The following is a 19,350-nucleotide window of genomic DNA, read 5'->3' on the forward strand; positions in this document are numbered from 1 at the left end:
AGGCTCGACATTAATATTTATATATCTATTATTACTATCAATATCCTATCATTACTGCAATTCCAAGCATAATCATTTGAGCTGCAAGCAACATCAAGAATAGTGGGGCAAACCATTTATACCATTTTTCAAGTTTAATTCCAGCTAAGCCACATATGATAACGATATCGGCTGTAGGCCAGAAGATATTTGATAAACCATCACCAAACTGGAATGCAAGCACTGCTGTTTGACGAGATACACCGATAATATCGGCAAGCTGTGCCATGATAGGCATTGTAGCAACTGCCTGCCCTGAACCAGATGGAATAAAGAAATTTATTAGAGTTTGAACAATGAGCATTAATTGAGCTGAAATTCCGCTTGGTGCATTAATTAATAGATTCGATAGGTGGAAAATAACTGTATCCATAATCATAGCATCGTTCATAACTATTACGATACCCTTAGCAACACCAGTTAGGATACAGCCCCAAACAACAGTTTTCGCACTGTCTATAAACTCAGCACACCATTTGTTTGGTGACCATTTTTTGATTCCAGCAGCAACCATCGACATAATCAAGAATAACCCGCATAGTTGAGGATAATCCCAACCCCATTTCATAAGTCCAAACATTAGGATTATTAATATTGCAACGATGTCTAAGATTACTAGTAAATCGGATGTAGTAAATTCATATGAATCCAAATCTCCTTCTGCAAATTCATGGATTGATTTTTCTCCATAAACAACTGATGTTTTAGGATCTCTCGATAGTTTTTTAGCATATCTAATTACATAAACTATTGCAATTGTCATAAATACAACTAAACAAATCGCTCTGTACCAAGTTCCAGAATATAATTCTACTTGAGAAACATTCTGAGCTACACCAACTGTATACGGATTTAATGTAGCGCCCATGAAACCTACGAACTCACCACAAGCTATAACTGCAAAACCAAACATTGCATCGTAACCCATCGCTATTCCTAAACCAATAATAAGTGGGTAAAAACCATAGAATTCACTGGCCATACCGAAAATCGAACCACCTAAACCAAAAATTATCATTAATATAGGTACTAATATCAATCCTTTATTGCCTAGCCGTTTTAGCAGTGTACCTATTCCTGAGTGGAATGCACCAGTCTTTACCATTACTCCAAAAGTACCACAACAGCATAAAATTACAAAAATAATATCTGCAGCATCAACACAGCCTCTATAAAAAGCTGAGAATAACCCTAAAAAACCTGTAGGTAATACTTCCGACTTATCAATTTCATGATAAGTTCCATTAATAGCTACACTTCTAATTCTTCCGTTAACATCCTGGTCTTGATAATCATATGTACCCGATGGTATAACCCATGACAATATTGCCATGACTAAAACTACAGCAGCTACAATAATTAAGGTATCAGGCATGCTAAACTTTTTCAACTTTTTCTTTGCACTTTCCATTTAAAACCCTCCTTTTAATTGTTAATTAAGCCTTAATTAATACAATAAACATATAAGCAAATTATGTGCCAACAATATTAAAAAAAGAATTGTGTAGATTTACGCATTTTCACACGTATTATCTACACAATTTCCATCCAATTATTCGTTTATCTGGATTTAGTCCACTTATCCGGATTTGTTTGAATTTTTGTAGCATAAAAGAGTAATGTCTCTCATAACACTTTCTGCATTTCTTGTATTAGAGTCCTCGGCTGCCATGCACAAAATAAATGGATTTTCGCTATAAATAATCCCCATATCCATAATCATGTTATCGTCTATACCTGTCTGATGAGCTATGTGAAAGTCTTCAACGAAGTAATAAGGTATTATACTGTTTTGTTGATGTTCTCCCAATATTTCAAGCATTTCATAGCTCGCTCTATTTGATATGATCTGTCCCTTATACATTCTGTAAAACAATCTGGCCATTTCTTTTATGGAAACATAGTTCTCAATACCATTATTTATCTTTTCCCTGTCCAGGATTGCTCTATGAAGTCTGGTCTTTGAAAAACCCAGCATATCTAAGGTTTTATTTATTTCTTCTTCCCCAAACATTCTGAATAATATATTGAATGCTATGTTATCACTTACTGAAGTGCTTAGCCTATATAGATCTTCTAAAGTTAATTCGGTACCTTCATGAAGATATTCCAGAGCACCAAACGTCTTAACTTTATTTTCTTTATTTCCTATATAGTCGCTATTTTTGAGAATATATTTACTATCTTTGCAAGCTTTACCTTCCTCTATCCATTTGAATGCTTCAAGAAGTGTAATGATCTTAACTGAACCAGAGGCGAGAAAAACATCACAATTACCAACATAGCAACTTTCACCACTATTCAGATCGATGTAATAAATACCTATCTTTCCTCGAAAGTTATCAATTCTATCTTTTATATTATCTAAAATCATTTTCTTCTATCCCTTCATATATAATAGCATATTTCTTTATCTTATCAAAAATAGCCGTCCTTCCTATATCTAAATATTGAGCCGCCTTGATTTTATCTCCATGGAATAAATTTAACGCATTTCGTATTGCCTGCTTTTCACAGTTTTCTTTAAGTTCTTTTAAAGTCATAGGTTTTAATGCAAATTGATCATGTTCAGGTAAAATTATGTCATCAGGAGGTATTACTTTTTCATCGCATAAAATAGCAGCTTTTTCCAATACATTCTCCAATTCCCGTATATTACCTGGCCATGGGTATTCCTTGATTTTCTCCATTGTTTGATATCCTATCAAAACAGGTTCAATCTCAAGCCTTTCACATATCTCTGGAAGAATGTCTGATATTAGAGCATGTATACAATCTAACCTTTCTCTAAGCGGAGGTATCTCTATTGGGAATACATTTATTCTATAATATAAATCTTCTCTAAAACTCTTCTCCTTTACCATTTCTGCCAGATTCTTATTTGTTGCTGCGATACATCTTACATCTGCTTTGCGCTTTTTAGTACCGCCTACACGATAATACGTCTTACTTTGCATTACTTCCAGCAGTTTACCTTGAAGAGTTAGAGGTATTTCACCTATTTCATCCAGAAATAGTGTACCTCCAAATGCCATGTCAAACAGGCCTTCTTTACCTCCTTTTTTAGCTCCAGTAAAGGCACCTTCCTCATAACCAAATAACTCACTTTCCAAAAGGTGATAAGCTATAGCCGCATAATTTATATGTACAAATGGTTTATCTTTCCTCTTGCTACATTTATGTATTTCTCTTGCCAGAAATGTTTTTCCAGTTCCACTTTCACCGGTCAATAAGATAGTTGCATTGGTAGCACTTCCTTTTTGAAGTAGTTTTTCTAGTTCTCTAAATTTTCCTTCATTTCCCCACAGTCTGAAACTATTGTATTGCATACTGCCGTACTTATCTTCAGATTCCTTAGATAATATCTTATTATATTTTAAATTATCATCGATAATGTTCTGAATCAGACTATCTTCCTCGTCAAAGGAAATCAAATTGTATAAAATACCCTTTAATTCAATGGTCTCTTTGGAAATAAAAACTTTTGCATCTTTAAAATCAGTTAGAATCGCACCCCTTAAAATTGCTTCATATATATTATTATGGATGAGCTTTTTTAGATTAATATTTTGAATACTTTCTTGATCGCAGTATCCATTAAAATCCTTTTTCCTTAAGGTTTTCTCAAAGCCATTCTCTTCCATATCTTTAGGAATAAAGTATTTTATTCCGTTATCATCTATCAGAATCGCAATTTCTTTATATTTAGATGTATCAAAAGACATTTTCTGAGCATCTACCCTAACTGTGATATTCTTTCCTTTTCTTATTACTGATACGGACTTTCTTTCATAGATAGTATCTATTAATTCTTCGTTTTTTCCTTCGCATTTAAAATCTTGCTTTATTATAGGCCTTATCTCTTCACTAAATATAGCCGAAATAACTAATAGTCTTCTATCACAATGTATTTCATTATAATCTATTTTAAACTCTTTACTAATAAATGAGTAATCTCTTCCCGAATTACAGATATAGATCAACACATTACCCTTTTCAAAACTTCCACTCGGATATGCAACAGGTTTTACTAAATCTCTTCTTATGTATTTTAACGTCCCATCCCCTAAAAAAACAATATTATCATTTTGGTCTGTTATTATATGATTATCTTTCTTCATTTTTCCTCCTATTGCACTAACCTCTTATAGCCATTTAATAGTTACTTTAATATATAGGAAAATAAAATTTATGTCAATATCACAGGCACAAAATGTTGAACATTTTACTCAATTTTTCCAGCTTAATCCTCATATTTTTGTGATGCTATTAGCCCTGCTTTCGCAGTTATATTATCATAAGCATGGACATTAACTGCATTTAATGTCTCCAAGAGATTTTGAGATTAACTAAATAAATAAATTACAATCTATTTTTTCACCTTTTTTCATTAAAATAATTATCTAATGCTTTATCACACAATTTAAATATATTTGAAATGTTTTTTTTAGTAATGTTTTTTCAAATATGTGAATTAAATTCTACATATTCAATATCTCTACTTCTTTTCATGAAACCCATATCTTCAATTAAAACTTTTACTTTATCATCTGCATTTTCAAACATTGCGTATAAGAGAACTGGCTTATATGAATGTGACATGTCCATTTTTTCAACCATTTCTATAAATTTGTTCATCATATTTACTGGTGTTATAATATCCCAATTAAACTGCTTTGCGTATTTTTTAGTGATATTTTCATTTAAAAAGTGAAAGTTCTTATAACCCGTTTCCACTACACTATCAGGTATAATTTTACCTTCATTAATATATCTAGAAACAGTTTCCGATTGAACTGAAACCATTTTAACAAATTCATTTTGAAAAATCATACTTTTAACTTCACTTCTCCAATCAAAAATATTAATCTCTTCATAACCAGTTTCATAAATAGGTATATATAAAAACATATCTGGCTTTTCACCCTTTCTCCACAAATCAAGTTCAAATTTTTTTTAGCCTTGGGAGCTAATACAAAAGAACCGGGTCTGTATTCAGAGGCATTAAACATTCTATGCATAGACAATGCTTCGTTGAACATATTTGAATTATCTACAAAATCAATAAAGCTTGTAACCCAATATTTACAAGGATTACAAGCTTTTCAGATTCACTAACTGTAAAAGACAGGATTTTCATAAGTGTACTAACATTTTAAGTATATTTTTTAATACTTACAAAAATATAAAATTATTTTGAAATAATAACTTAATTTAATCTAAACTTACTTATCATTTCATTTAAATGCTCAACTTGTGCGGCTAGTTCCTCACTATTAGCTGCTGAAGTCTCTGCCGATGCTGCATTTTCTTGAACTACAGATGATACCTGTTCTACACCTGTCTTTATTTGATTTATGGATACAGTTTGTTCCTCTGCCATTCTAGCTATTTCTGCTATTATACTGCTTGCTTCATCAGTTGTACTTACTATTCCCATTAAAGATTTTCCTGCCTCATCTGCTAATGTTGTTCCTTTATTAATGGCTATTATAGAGTTTTCTATTAAGTCTGTTGTTTGCTTAGCAGCCTCTGCTGATTTTCCAGCTAGGTTTCTTACTTCATCCGCTACAACAGCAAATCCCTTTCCCGCTGAACCAGCACGTGCTGCTTCTACTGCAGCATTTAATGCAAGTATATTTGTTTGAAATGCTATATCATCAATTACTTTAATAATTTTACCAATTTGACTTGATGAATTACTTATTTCATTCATAGCTATTAAAAGCTCGTTCATCTTTTCATTACCATTTGTAACTTCACATGATGATTTTGCTGATTTATCTCCTGCCTCTTTTGCTCTATCAGCAGTATTGTTAACGGCCATATACATTTCATTTATTTCTGCTGATAATTCCTCTATAGCACTTGCTTGTTCAGTAGCTCCTTGAGATGTTACTGTTGCTCCTGTTGCTATTTGTGAAGCACTACTATTAATAGAATCAGACGATTCTTTTAAATCACTAATTATATGCTTTTGCGTCTCACTAACATTTACTAATGCATCTTTAAGTTTTTCAAATTCTCCAGTATATTCATATTTTAAATTTATTCTTAAGTCTCCATTTGCAAAATGATTCAATACTTCTGAGCTCTCATCTATATAGTTTATATATTTCTTTAACCTATCTGTTAGGCTACTTATTGACTGTGCTAATTTGCCTATCTCATCATTTGACGATACATTAATTTCAACGTCGAGGTCTCCCTTAGCCAACTTGTCTGCAACTTCTTGTATATCTTTTATTGGTTTTGTCATTTTTGTTATCATTATAAATATTAATATTAATAGTAATATCCCAACAATTAAGAAATTTCTAACTATCCCCATTGACAATTTTTCTACAGCCGCTGAAAATTCATCATCGCTTATACTTACTATTAACTTCCACCCAGTATCCCCTATCTCATTTACAATTCCTATACATTTTTCTCCATCAACCTCATACTCTATTGCTTCAGTATTTTTCTCTTTAATTGCAGTTAACAATCTCTCGTCAAAACCTACTTCAGTAACATTTTTTAATATTTTATCTTTATCCTTACTATAAGCTATATTATTATCACCTGTTAGAAGAGTAAAAAATCCAGTTTCACCAAATTTGTTGTCACCCGTTATTTTTTCAAGGTCAACTATTTCAATATCAATACATACTTCACCAACAATTTGATTATTTACTGTTACGGGAGCTGATAATGCAACTGTCATATTACCAGTGTTTAAAGCTACATAAGGCTCTGATATATGTATTAATCCATCTTGTATCGTTTTATAATATACTTTTTTAGTTACATCTACATCTTCATTAACTATTGTTTTTGATGATGTTATATAACTCGATGGATTATCCTCTACTACATATATAGAACTAACAACATCACTAAATGGTTTTTGAGTATTCCTTAATATTTCAAGTACTGCTTCATAATTTTTATTAGTTGTTACGCTTACTCCAGTTTGCGTACTGACTAAATAATCATGTATTGTTTTATTAGCTGCTACTGTTTCTGCTACTGTTGTATAGCGTTTCAAATATGCATCAGCCTCACCGCTTACCCTAGTTACTTTTTCTAACAATAACTCATGATTAGTAATTTCGTATTCTGTACGAACGGTATTTGTAATCAAAACCCCCACTGCAGTTAGTAATACTAAGCAAGCTAAAAATATTACCGTTACAAGCTTTACTCTTATTGACTTTTCTTTTTTAACTCTTTTTCTACTTCTCATTTTCCAAATCCTTTCTTAATATTATTTTTTGTTATATATATAAACACTTTAAGTAAAATAAAAAAAAAACTTTTTATCTTAAAAATGATTAACAACAAAAAACCAGCCAAAAATAATCTATCAAATAGATTATTTAGCTGGTTTTAATTCGCTATATAATATTACTTTTATTTATCAATATTATCACAAATAAAGCAGTCACATATTAAACTAAAAAAATTTGTATATTAGAAACTTTGGTACGGATAACAGGATTTGAAACTGCACGGTGTTACCCACACAGACCTGAACCGTGCGCATCTGCCAATTACACCACATCCGCATTGATTTACAATTATTAAATTGTCTAACCGAAAATAATATTATCATATTATGGAATTTTTAGCAATATATTTTTAAGTTCCATTCCATTAACAGATTCCGGGGACGGTTCTTTTTGATTGATGTGTTTTGACGATCAAAAGGAACCATCCCCATTTATTGCAGTTTTAAAACTTGGACTTTTCATAGTTGTAAGGTATGCTCGTACCAACAACTACATCTTCAATCTTATCAATAATCAGCCAATCGTCCATATTTCCTTGATGATCAAACGCAAGCGGTGGTTCGATTTTCTGAACACTATCAAATTCAACTATACATAAGCATTTCTTGTGCCAACGTTCTTTTTGTTTTTTTGTTAAATTCAACTTATCCTGATTGATATTTAGCGTTTTTACAATTTCGTCTTCTGTCAGTTTCACATAGTTTTGAACAGATTTTACAGTAGCAAAAGCAGAGATAAGCGACGTTCCTTTTTCCATAAAATAAACTGTTTCACCCTCAAACACTCGACTGTGCGGTATTTTGCGACCAGCCGCACCTCTTACAACCATTGTTTTAGTTCCAGATAAAATATTATCTAAAACGTGTTCCCCCTTTTTGCCTGAATTATCACAATATACAAAGACATGCAAAGACATGGGCAAAGACATGGGGACGTTTCATCTGTCTTGCCCATGGATTATTTTGATTTTAACATAATATTTAGAGCGAAAATCTTTAAGGATAATCGCTAACTAATTAATTGCACCATACTCTATTATATACACTTGAACTATAAAATTATGTCATTAGGAGTTATGGTCTTATAATACTGAAACAATTCAGTCTCGATGCTTACTGTATCTGCGATTACAGGCTCCTGAATAATTGCAGCTTTTAGTTTCATCCCTAAAATTCCAGTTGCTTTTTCTGTCCCAACTATGAATCCCATTCCACTGTTTTTATGAGCAGGCTTTGATTCTAGATAGTTTTTTGTGTAAAATTGAAGTGAAATGCACTCTTCACATTCATATTCAACAATAGGATAGCACATACCCTTAGGACAGATTTCTAAAAACTTCTCTTCAAAATCTTTTTTTGCAGTAGCAATTTGTTCTATGGTCATTTGCTTTAATAGCTTAGGATTCGAAAAAGTTTTTTCAATATCTACCCACATGTCCATAAGATAAACTCTGTTTATTTGAGCCCAATTTTCTTCACCAGTTTCTTTATTTTTAAACCACAATTTTTCAGGATATTCTCCGTTTATTGTTAGTGTAATAGGTTTTTCAACTAAGTATGAAGTGCTGTCCTTTCTCATTGTAAAATTTAACAAGAGATTATTTTCAAAGTCTGGAATTTTAGTAAAATCACCAACTAAATCAAGACTAGTCAAAAACAACATATCTATATCTTGATAATCTATTCCTTCCGGATTCCAACCATTTCTTAGTAATTCAGATAGAAATAAAACACTCTCTCCATCTTGAACACTAAGGAGGTGGTTCTCTGAGCCACTTACTTCAAATTCTATATCTCCAATAAATACGCTTTTTATAGGTTTAAGTGGTTGAGTAACTTTCTCCCTGCTTACCATCATAATTCTGTTAGTTTCGGATTCATGTGTAACATCACAAAGCTCTGATATTTCTCTCTCTTCAATTTGCTGTCGATAATGCTCATCATATTCTAATAAAATAAGGCGTAATTGCAAACCATATCTCACTATACCTGCAACATTACAAACAATACCATCAATTATTGCATTTTTACCAATTATTTTTATTTCATCTATTCTGGATAATATCTTTTGTAAATATCTAATGTTCATTATTTACTCCTACTGATAGTTTTAAATTTTATAAGGCTAGGCAAGACAGATGAAACGTCCCCCTGTCTGACCCTGTCTGGCTTGCATCAGTTTACTTTACTCTAAATTTTGCTATTATGCCAGCTAGAATATTATCACTTTTCAGCTCTACAGCTTTATGGATACATAATTCATGGCAACACATGCACTCAATGCATTTACTATAATCAATTTTTTTAGTATCTATATCTATTGCTTTTAATGGGCAACTTTCTACACACATATTGCATTCTTTACATTTCTTTTTATTAATTACAGGCTTAGTTTTGAAAAAGTCTATTACTTTTATTACTGCTTTACTGTTTCCTTGTTTTGTACTTTTGAAATTTTTGGGTAATTTATAGTCTTTTAAATGTGGAATATTATTGTAATCACCTTCTATTTCTATTTCAGCTAAATCACATTGACCTAAATTTCTCTTCTTTGCTGATTTTAAAACAGGTATATCATCAAAATTCATCCCAAGCATCTTAATAGCCACAGTATCCAAAGCTAAGGGGTCTGTACTGATAAGTATCTTGTTTGCATTATAAACAGTTCCTGCTGTAGGTCCTTCACCCTGCATGGAAGTTATGCCATCCATTATATGTAGATTAAATTTAGCCCCTTCATGTATATCAACTAAAATTTCACCAAAATCCACTTTATCAGGTGCTATTTTATGATACATGGCTTTACGAAGTCCAGGTATGCAACCGAAAACATTTTTCACAGCTCCAGTATAAATAGTTGCTGAATGGGTTTTTAACTTAGGTAAATTAATAACTACATCTGCATCAAACAATGGTTTTGCTAGATACATCTTTTCTTTAAACTTACCATGCGGCTCAACTTCAACGACTCCTTCTTTGTCAAAGTTTTTTATAATGGCACCTTCCTCTTTGGCAACTTTATCATATCCTGCAACTTTAAAACTTTGAGCAGTTGGTGCAATACCAGCTATAGCTCCACCTGAACTATCGCCAATCCACACTATACAACCTCGAGCTATTAAAATCCTTGTTACTGCCCTAACAAATTCACTGTGAGTAACTGAAGCAGAATCAGAAGTTTTAGGTCCAATAAGATTTACCTTTAGTAAAACTGTATTTCCAGGTTTAACAAAATTGTCCCATCCACCTAATTTCTCAATACCATTGTTTATTTTAACCATTACGTCATCTACTAAATAGTCTTTACATTCTTGAATAATAACTTTACTCATATAATCATCCCTTTCGATATACAAAATATAAAATCTCCCCTAGTTTTATCTCTTTATGCAAAATTTGAGCTGTCATCCCGATATTTCGCCTTAGCAAGCTCTTTTAAGCTTGTTTATTTCGTTATTTATCTTAATTATAAATTATATCATTAATATATAAATACTTCAAATATTAACTAGTAAAATATGAATTATAAAAATCTGTTAACAGTTAATTCTTTATGATATAATTAAATACAATTTGTTTAATTTAAGTATTTTTGAGAGAAAGTGGGATTTAATATGAATGATTTAAAAGAAAATAGAGTGCTTAATTTAAAAAATAATCTAATACAATATGCTTTAAATAATTTTCTTAATATGGACAATTTTGATTTTTCAAGAATCAATAAAACATCTTATTTAAGAAAAATTTTAAATGAAAAGGAAATTCAAAAGTTATTAGATAGTTTGATTTCAAAGATAAAATCATATAAAAATATAAATCCCTATGAGTTAAGTATCAAAGATTCTGAAGAAATAAAAAAAATAGTAATCTCTCATCTCCTTGAATTTGATAAGGGAAAATATTTCTTTGATAAGCATTTTTTAAAGTTCTTTATAGATAAAGGATACCTTGATGTAGCAGAAGATTTTATTAATCGTGCTAAAAAGGAAGATGGTAATCTATCAGGAGAGGAAATATTTCAAGCTATGCGAAATGTCTGGATCATGAATAGTCTTCAGATTATATGGGATATGTCTTTAGATCTGACGCCTTCTATATATGCATATAGTATGTTATATCCTTATACAGATAACCTACTAGATAATAAAGACATAGATTTACAAGAAAAAAACAGATTCAATCATATATTAACTAAAACATTAAAAGGCGAAAAACAAATCTCCTCTAATGCTTATGAAAATCGTGTATTTGCACTTATTCAAGATATTGAATTACAATATAATAGAGAAGATTTCACACAAGTATATGATAGCATATTATTAATTCAGGAAGCCCAGATAGAAAGTCTAAAACAAGATCAAAATACAACTATGACGGAGGATGATATCCTTCCTATTAGTTTTTTTAAAGGTGGTTCATCAGTTCTTGCAGATGCTTTTCTCGTAAAAGGAAATCTTTCAAAAGAAGAAATGGAGTTTTCTTTTGAATATGGTGCATTTCTTCAACTACTAGATGACCTTCAAGATACTATTGAAGACAAAGTTGAAGGTCATCAGACTATTTTTAGTATAAATGTTAAAGGAGATTTAGATAAAAATATACTTAAACTTATTTCTTATATTTTTGAAGTGAACACTCCTAATAGCAGTGATTCTCAAGCTATGGTTTTTATGAAAGAAGTAATCGGCTCATGCTCACTTATTATGGTTATGGATGCAGTAGGAAGAAATCATTCTTTAGTTTCAAAAAAGCTATACAAAAATTTAGAGTCATTTTCAAAAGTTAGGCTTTCATTCTATAAAAAAATGGAGTCACAATTAAATGAATTAAATAAAACCTTTAATTTAAAATATTAATGGAAATTTGATTAGCATACTTTTATTTGTTAATTTATTTCAGTACAGCAAATCCCTTTTATTATAGAGAACATAGGTCAGATAAATAGAAACAAAAGTTACCAACGCTCCAATTAACACATAAATAATACTGATTCCTTTGTTTACTACATCTGTCCCAATAAAATATCGAAATGGAGTCAGAAAATTTAGATAGTTTATATTTCCAACATATTCTATAATTACACCAATTAACATACCTAAAGCTAAGAACAGCAATTGAACTAAAGTAATTGATACAGCAATTAAAACAATAGATTCAAAAAAGGTATTGTCGTTAAATGATCCCATACCACCAACTCCTGCTGTGGTTATCATTTTTATATTGTAATAATGCAAAAATATTTCTTCAAGAGTAGGCTCTTCCCGCCCCGTTTGGTCCTATAAATCCGAAAATTTCTCCTTCCTCTACTGAAAAGCTTACATCTTCTATACCCCTGTGTTTACCATAAAATTTCGAAAGATTTTTGACTTCAATTACATTATTACTCATTTTCCCCTCCTATTTATAAAAACATCTTTTCATAATATCAAAATAGTCATCCCACTCTTTCAGAATCTCTACTTCAATATCTTTAAATGAATTTAATCTATATCTTTGCTGCTCTGAAAAGCTAAGCATTGTCCAGTTGATAATATTCAAAGTTTTTTCTAAATCAATATCATTACGAAATTTTGAAAAGTCAATATTCTCATAAATTCTTGCAAACCCATTTTCAACAATTGACTTGACTTTTTTATTTATATCTAGCTTAACCTCAGCAGATTCTTCTTTTCCAAGGGCATTAATAAAATCAAATGCTTGAGGAGTCTTCTTCATAATATTATACTTGATAACACCAACCTCTCTTATTCGTTCAAAGAAATCAGTTACGCTTAAATCTATTTTGTCATAAATCTTTTCAATAATTTCAGCAACATAATCAATTAGATCAACAATAACTCTATCACCTGTTTTAAGTCTTAAAGTTGCATTGCCGCAACCAAATACAGCTGAAATTCCCAAATCAGAAACATAAAAACAGCGACCTATTTCAGTCGCTGTTTTTATTGTGAGAAACAAGGTTCCCGATTAGCTAACCTTATTTTCTCATTCCTGTGTAAATCCATACTGCATCTCTTAAAAATTCTGCACAGCCCGGTTGTTCTTTATCGTAATAAGTTTTGAACCTTTCATCATCTACATACATTTGTGTTAAATTTGCATGTGCTTCCGTGTTGTAGTCTCCCCAACAAAATGTAATCCATTCCTTATGGAGTTTTGCTACTTTTTGTCCAAGCTCTCCCGCTGGATTTCCTGTTTTATAGGCTGCCTTCAATGTTTCAAGAACTTTATCTCCAAGCTCCTGTAATTCATTATATTGTTCTTCAGTCATGTTACTGAATTGCTGGTTTGATTTTTTCACTGTTTCTTCACCATATTTTTCTCTAATCACTTTTCCAAACTGTTTTTCATTATCTTCTATAAGCTTTTGCTTAAAGCCATCAAACTTTTCCTTATCGCTCATTTTTATTCTCCCTTCTTTATTGTTGATTGTTTTTTCAACATTTTCAATTAAAGCATCTAACTGCTGTCTTCTTGCAAGGAGTTCTTTGTAATGTTGTTTCAGTGCATTAGTTTCATTGAAATCAGTTGAAGTTATTATTTCCTTTATACTATCCAAACTTACCCCCAACTCTCTGTAAAACATTATTTGCTGCAGCCTATCTATTTCATTTTCCTCATATATGCGATATCCAGATGAATTGATTCTAGCCGGCTTAAGAATTCCAATTTCATCATAATATCTCAAAGTTCTTGTGCTGACTCCAGCTAAATTTCCAAGTTTCTTAACTGTATATTCCATTTCCTCACTCCTTACATTAATAGAATACAGCTTTACGTAACGTCAATGTCAATAACTATTTTAAAAATAATTTTAATTTTTTCAGAAATTGACAAGACAGATGAAACGTCCCCACGTCTGCCTTCAGAAATTGACAAGACGGATGAAACGTCCCCACGTCTGCCTTCCCACGTCCGCCTTTTGGTGTTGTTGCCCACGTCTGGTATTACTACATTAAACCCGCCATTTTTAGCAGATATTTTGCATTTGTAGATTCGCATTTTCCACTTTTAATTTTATAATCAAAATATAATTTGTCATCTTCATAATATTCAGAAAAATGATAGTTTACAACATCTATTGTTTTGCTATTTTCCAAATCACACAATTCAAAATCATGAGTAGAAACTATTGTATTAATCCATGGTTTAGATAATTTTTTAATAATTTCTGTTGCACCTGTAATCCTGTCCGCAGAATTTGTGCCTTTAAATATTTCATCAATCAAACAAATCATAGGAGCTTTATTATCACTATATGTAACCATTTGTTTAATTCTTAAGATTTCTGCATAGAAGGTTGAAGTACCTTTACTTATATCATCTTGAACTCTCATTGAAGTAAAAATTTTCATACAAGAAGTTTTGAAATATTTGCCACAAACAGGGCCTCCTGCATAAGCTAATATAAGATTCACTCCTATGCTTCTTAAAAAGGTGGTTTTACCTGACATATTCGAACCAGTAACAATACAGGTTTTGCCATATAATTCTAAACTATTTGATACCGCAGCATCTTCTCTTATCAATGGATGCACAATGTCTTCAGCCTTAAATCCTTTTGTATTGTCTTCATCTATAACAGGAAAATAATAATTTTCTTTAACATTACATATTACAGAAAGACTTATCAACGCTTCAAATTCGCCTACTGACTTTAACCAATTTTCTATTTCGCCCCCGAATTCTGCATTCCATTTATTGAACAGTCTAACACATTGAAAATCCCACATAAATAACAATGCCAAAATTATACTAAAAATCTGATTATACCTCATCTTTGCGCATTCAGCTATTATTTCCAATTCCGAGATACTTTTTGATGCACCGCCTTTTGAAGTAATTATTTTTTGCAGATTAATTAAATACTCACTACTAAATTGTTCTTTTTCAATAGAAATAAAAATTTTATTTAGATACTTGATATCTTTCTGTAAATAAAATATTTTGCTTAAAATAATTGTATTTTTTCTGTAATATAGAAATGACATTATCAATTGAAAAAAGGCTAAAGTAGTAGGCAATATGATATTAACCATGTTAAACAGAGATAAAATTAATAAACCTGACACTATGATAGGCATAACACAAACTAGATAATTAAAGTACTTATTATTATTGTACTTTATTAAATCACCAAAATTATTATTTTTTTTCTTTTCATCGTCAGTTATTAAATTACTCAAAGTTTGAAATTTCAAAGAAAAATCTTTCTTTTCATTAAGTTCTTTAACAGCTTCTTGTCTTTTTAATATAGTATCTCTACTCGGGATACAGTTAGTTAAATATTCATTTAGAATTCTTTTACCATATTGAGTATTTGCAGTACATATGTATTGATATAGCGATGATCTACCAAGTATATCCAGGTCCTTTTCAAGATGAGAATCATCCCTAACAAACTCTGCTCCAGTTTCTTTAAAATTTTGCCAATCGCTATTAAATCTATCTATATATTTCTTTATAACATCTTTATAGCTACTGATATATTTCTTTTCTTCGTTAATTGAATTATGAACATTTAACAGATATATAAATGCTATCAATAACAAAATTCCTGCTAAATACATAATATTTTTGGCTTCATAACAAGCATAAACCAACGATAAAATTATACACACAAATACAATTATTCTCAGAATGCTAATTTTGTTATATTTTTGTTCCAAGTTATTTTCTTGATTTGAAAGTTCTTTTAATTTTTCATTTAATTCATTTATTTTCATTAAAAACCTCTGCTTAAAATTTAAGGAGTAAATATTATTGTATGAAATTACAATATTTAGAAGCAACCCTATTATCATTATGCACCTTAACAATAAAAACATCAAATTAATAAACCTTAATAATTTAATGAAGAATTGATTAAGTTTATAGAAAAGTAAGTATTTTATACTGGTATCATTACAATAAAATAACGAGCCGATAACCACATAATGCAATCTCTAGGTTATCGACTCATAAAATTGTGTTAATTTTTTCACTTACTTGATTCTCAGTAGGTGCAATAGCTACTTTACTAAATCTTAAACTTTGTAATAATTGCTTGCAATCTTTCGGCTAGGCTTGCTAATCCTTCGCTTGCTCCAGCTATTTCTTCTGATGATGCGGCCTGCTCTTCAATTGATGCGGTTGCTTCTTGTGTAGCAGCAGAATTTTCTTCTGCAATAGCCGACAGATTTTCCACTGAAGAAAGTATCTGACTTCTCATACCTTCCATCTCTTTTCCAGAAATATTTAATTGTTTTACAATTTCTTCGGTTTCTTTCATTGCTTCTTCAATTAATTTATATTTATCCTTGCTGTTAACTACACTTTTTGTCTGTTCATCGGCAATTGACAAAACGCTCTCTATTGTTTTCACAGCATTATGAGTATTAACTTGTAACTCATTCACAACTGCATCAATTTCTTTAGTTGATAATGCTGATTGCTGAGCCAAATTTTTAATTTCTTCTGCCACTACTGCAAAGCCCTTCCCTGCATTGCCTGCCCTTGCGGCTTCAATTGCAGCATTTAATGCTAACAGATTAGTCTGTTGAGCAATGGTAGAAATTACATTGCTAGCTTGCCCTATTTTGCTAGAACTATCATTTGTTTTAGCTATAACGTCCTTTATTTCATTCGTCGTTCTATTACTTTCTACAGTGATTTTATATAAATTCTCAATTTCAGCCAATCCTTCTGTTACTACTTCATTCACTTTATTAGCTCCAGCGTTTAGGTGTATCATATTATTATGATCTTTCTCCATAATTTGTCCTAATTCATATGATTTTGATACACATTCCTCAGTGTTTTGTGCTTGGTCTTCTGCACCTTTTGCTATTTGCTCTACAGTTTGAGATATTTGTTCTGCAGCAGAAGCAGATTGCTGAGAAGCGGCATTCAATTCCTCCGATGCTGCTACTACCTGTTCTGAATTATTGCTAATGTCATTAATAATCCCTCTAAGACTATCACTTATACTTTGCATTGCTTTTGCCAGGTCTCCAATTTCGTCCTTTTTCTTTAGATATTTTTTAGGGATGTCTTCTGTAATATCTAGATTTGAAATTCTCCGAGAAATTTGTACCGCTTTAATAATGGGATTTGTTATTGAGTGGCCTACAATAAAAGTAATTATAATACTAATAACTAAAACAAAAATCAAAATTCTTAGAATTTCATTTTCCAAAGTTGAAATTGCAGATAAAACTTCCTCTTTATTAGCAGTAATAACAAAATTCCAATTAGTGCCTTTGATAGGTGTATATCCTGCATATAATTCATTTCCTTCAAAGAAATAAGTGCTTAATCCAGTTCTTTCAGCTATGACTTTTTCAAATAATGTTGCCAGTGACTTTAAACTTTCATTAGTTTTTACACCTGCTATTGGATTAAACTGATTTAATACTTTTTCTCTGTCAGGATGTGCAACTATAGTTCCTTTATTGTTAATTATATATCCATACCCACTTTCACCAAACCCTGTGTCTTCTGTAATAATGCTAAGTACATCTCCATCTCTTCTGCCAATTAATGCTCCTACCACTTTACCGTCTCTTTCAATAGGTACAGCATACATTATAACTATATTATTTGTAACACGGCTTACTATTAAATCAGATACATTTTTTTCTCCATTTAGAGCTTTATTTACATACTCTCTATCTCCTAATTGACTTATACTTCCATCCGAATAATGAGCAGTCCCATCTGGTTGAACCACTGCCATATCCAATAAATTAGTGTTTTCTACTTGTTTTTGTAATATGGGCTGCTGAATATCCCAGTTCATACTGTCCATATTATGACTCAACGAAATCATTTCAAGAGTTTTCATTTGAGTATCGATTCTACTTTCTGTTAACTTAGATGCATCTACAGTCAACGAAGCAAGCATTTTTTCTGCTTCACTGATAACAACTTTACTTGATGTTTGTATTGAAATATATCCCAATGTTAAACATGATATTAAAGTTAAAATTGTAAAACAAATAATAAGTTTCCCCTTTATGCCATTAATTCTTACTCTTTTCATTATGTCCTCCGACTATTTAGTGGTTGTTTCAATTAGATACTCTTCTAAAGAATTTTTTTAATAAAAATAACAAGTATGTATTCCCCCCCTTATTTAAGTATAGAAAAAAATAGACAACAAAATGTTGCCTACAAAAAAATTATTCTTTATTGGCAACCTGACTATCATAGTAAATTGTTACTTTAGACTCACGGCTTTGCGTCTTCACTTTTCAATGAATTTGCTATTTACAATTTTAATTAATATTTAATTGAAATTCATCATAATTATATATATATTAGCAATAAATGTCAAATCCAGATTTGTCCAAGGTGATTACAAAGTCATAATTATTGATAATACATGTAAAAACATGTTAAAAATAAGCCGGAATACTATGTACGTAATTGTCTTAAACAAAACTTCTTATGTTTTTTGGTTATACATTTAGGTAGCTATTTTTTTGATATTTTGATATAATTTTAAATACTAGAAGTGCTGTACTTATTTCAAAACTTAACTAACAATGGAATTAAAGAAAGGCATCATAAACAAATAGTATAGATTGGAGTATATAATATATGAAAGGTGAAAATTTACCTGTTGGATTATTTAATGGAACAGTTGCTACTACAAACGGACTATATAGTATAAACGATATAGATATTGATATGGCAAAAAGATATATAGAACAATATGGTTTCATATCAGCAATCGGTCATGTAGCTACAGCTGAAATTATGTCAGAATTATTAAAAATTAACATTCCAATGAATAGAATTCAATTTCATCAAGAAATAGGACAAGTTGCCATCGTTTTTAAATTGAACGAGAGACCTCCAGAAGGAGAAATATTAAATCGTCAGGAAATAGAACGTATAGGATATAGTTTTAAAATAATGGAAAGATTAGAATGATAACGAAAATGTATGTAACTGCAACAGCCAAGATTATTTATTTAATCTTGGCTGTTCTCCTCTCTTTGCACCATGGATGTTTACAAAATAAGTTAAGTACCCGTTACTGTTTCCTT

Annotated in this window: 15 protein-coding genes, 1 tRNA gene, 1 pseudogene and 1 riboswitch; of the genes and pseudogenes, 2 read left to right on the plus strand and 15 right to left on the minus strand. The window is 30.8% G+C overall.

All coding sequences use genetic code 11. From position 1 onward, the window contains the following. Nucleotides 1-37: 37 nt before the first annotated feature. The 9 genes from J2Z76_RS00665 to J2Z76_RS00705 form a co-directional block, all read right to left on the minus strand. The gene (locus J2Z76_RS00665; RefSeq protein WP_209510057.1) at nt 38-1,450 is read right to left on the minus strand and encodes a YfcC family protein; all 1,413 of its coding nucleotides are present in this window, start codon (nt 1,448-1,450) and stop codon (nt 38-40) included. Nucleotides 1,451-1,618: 168 nt separating this feature from the next. Next, nucleotides 1,619-2,413 (minus strand): serine hydrolase, encoded by a 795-nt coding sequence (locus J2Z76_RS00670; protein WP_209510058.1) that lies wholly within the window; start codon nt 2,411-2,413, stop codon nt 1,619-1,621. Then, nucleotides 2,400-4,160 (minus strand): sigma-54 interaction domain-containing protein, encoded by a 1,761-nt coding sequence (locus J2Z76_RS00675; protein WP_209510059.1) that lies wholly within the window; start codon nt 4,158-4,160, stop codon nt 2,400-2,402. The genes J2Z76_RS00670 and J2Z76_RS00675 overlap by 14 nt, the downstream gene beginning before the upstream one ends. Before the next feature lie 340 nt (nt 4,161-4,500). After that, the gene (locus tag J2Z76_RS00680; RefSeq protein WP_209510060.1) at nt 4,501-4,950 is read right to left on the minus strand and encodes a hypothetical protein; all 450 of its coding nucleotides are present in this window, start codon (nt 4,948-4,950) and stop codon (nt 4,501-4,503) included. 298 nt (nt 4,951-5,248) lie between these two features. Beyond that, a complete protein-coding gene (locus J2Z76_RS00685; RefSeq protein WP_209510061.1) occupies nt 5,249-7,270 on the minus strand; it encodes a methyl-accepting chemotaxis protein in 2,022 nt (673 codons plus the stop codon). A gap of 237 nt (nt 7,271-7,507) precedes the next feature. After that, nucleotides 7,508-7,592 (minus strand) — tRNA-Leu (locus J2Z76_RS00690). 166 nt (nt 7,593-7,758) lie between these two features. Beyond that, entirely contained in the window at nt 7,759-8,232 is a 474-nt protein-coding gene (locus J2Z76_RS00695) for a hypothetical protein (RefSeq protein ID WP_209510062.1), read from the minus strand. A gap of 134 nt (nt 8,233-8,366) precedes the next feature. Beyond that, entirely contained in the window at nt 8,367-9,404 is a 1,038-nt protein-coding gene (locus J2Z76_RS00700; protein ID WP_209510063.1) for a hypothetical protein, read from the minus strand. A gap of 91 nt (nt 9,405-9,495) precedes the next feature. Further along, nucleotides 9,496-10,647 (minus strand): DUF362 domain-containing protein, encoded by a 1,152-nt coding sequence (locus J2Z76_RS00705; protein WP_209510064.1) that lies wholly within the window; start codon nt 10,645-10,647, stop codon nt 9,496-9,498. Between the two features lie 282 nt (nt 10,648-10,929). Here J2Z76_RS00705 and J2Z76_RS00710 point away from each other — a divergent pair, with 282 nt between their 5' ends. Continuing rightward, nucleotides 10,930-12,171: a hypothetical protein gene (locus J2Z76_RS00710; RefSeq protein WP_209510065.1), complete on the plus strand. Its 1,242-nt coding sequence runs from the start codon at nt 10,930-10,932 to the stop codon at nt 12,169-12,171. A 39-nt stretch (nt 12,172-12,210) separates the two neighbouring features. On the opposite strand, the gene J2Z76_RS00715 is transcribed toward J2Z76_RS00710, so the two are convergent. The 6 genes and pseudogenes from J2Z76_RS00715 to J2Z76_RS00740 all read right to left on the minus strand — a co-directional run bounded on the left by J2Z76_RS00715 (nt 12,211) and on the right by J2Z76_RS00740 (nt 18,338). Then, nucleotides 12,211-12,501 (minus strand): hypothetical protein, encoded by a 291-nt coding sequence (locus J2Z76_RS00715; protein ID WP_209510066.1) that lies wholly within the window; start codon nt 12,499-12,501, stop codon nt 12,211-12,213. Between the two features lie 67 nt (nt 12,502-12,568). Further along, a pseudogene (locus J2Z76_RS00720) lies at nt 12,569-12,703 on the minus strand (ABC transporter ATP-binding protein); the annotation flags it as partial. Nucleotides 12,704-12,712: 9 nt separating this feature from the next. After that, complete coding sequence (locus J2Z76_RS00725) at nt 12,713-13,216, minus strand: TetR/AcrR family transcriptional regulator (RefSeq protein WP_209510067.1); 504 nt, start codon at nt 13,214-13,216, stop codon at nt 12,713-12,715. Nucleotides 13,217-13,292: 76 nt separating this feature from the next. Then, nucleotides 13,293-14,057, minus strand: coding sequence for a MerR family transcriptional regulator (locus tag J2Z76_RS00730; protein WP_209510068.1), 765 nt, complete (start codon nt 14,055-14,057; stop codon nt 13,293-13,295). A gap of 208 nt (nt 14,058-14,265) precedes the next feature. Continuing rightward, a complete protein-coding gene (locus tag J2Z76_RS00735) occupies nt 14,266-16,041 on the minus strand; it encodes a MutS-related protein (RefSeq protein WP_209510069.1) in 1,776 nt (591 codons plus the stop codon). Between the two features lie 293 nt (nt 16,042-16,334). Continuing rightward, nucleotides 16,335-18,338 (minus strand): methyl-accepting chemotaxis protein, encoded by a 2,004-nt coding sequence (locus J2Z76_RS00740; RefSeq protein WP_245210253.1) that lies wholly within the window; start codon nt 18,336-18,338, stop codon nt 16,335-16,337. A gap of 148 nt (nt 18,339-18,486) precedes the next feature. Further along, nucleotides 18,487-18,573, minus strand: a riboswitch (cyclic di-GMP riboswitch). A gap of 325 nt (nt 18,574-18,898) precedes the next feature. On the opposite strand from J2Z76_RS00740, the gene J2Z76_RS00745 reads away from it, so the two are divergent. After that, nucleotides 18,899-19,234, plus strand: coding sequence for a YddF family protein (locus J2Z76_RS00745; protein WP_209510070.1), 336 nt, complete (start codon nt 18,899-18,901; stop codon nt 19,232-19,234). Nucleotides 19,235-19,350: the final 116 nt, after the last annotated feature.

Origin of the sequence: Sedimentibacter acidaminivorans, from assembly GCF_017873955.1 — a bacterium.
GTDB lineage: Bacteria > Bacillota > Clostridia > Tissierellales > Sedimentibacteraceae > Sedimentibacter > Sedimentibacter acidaminivorans.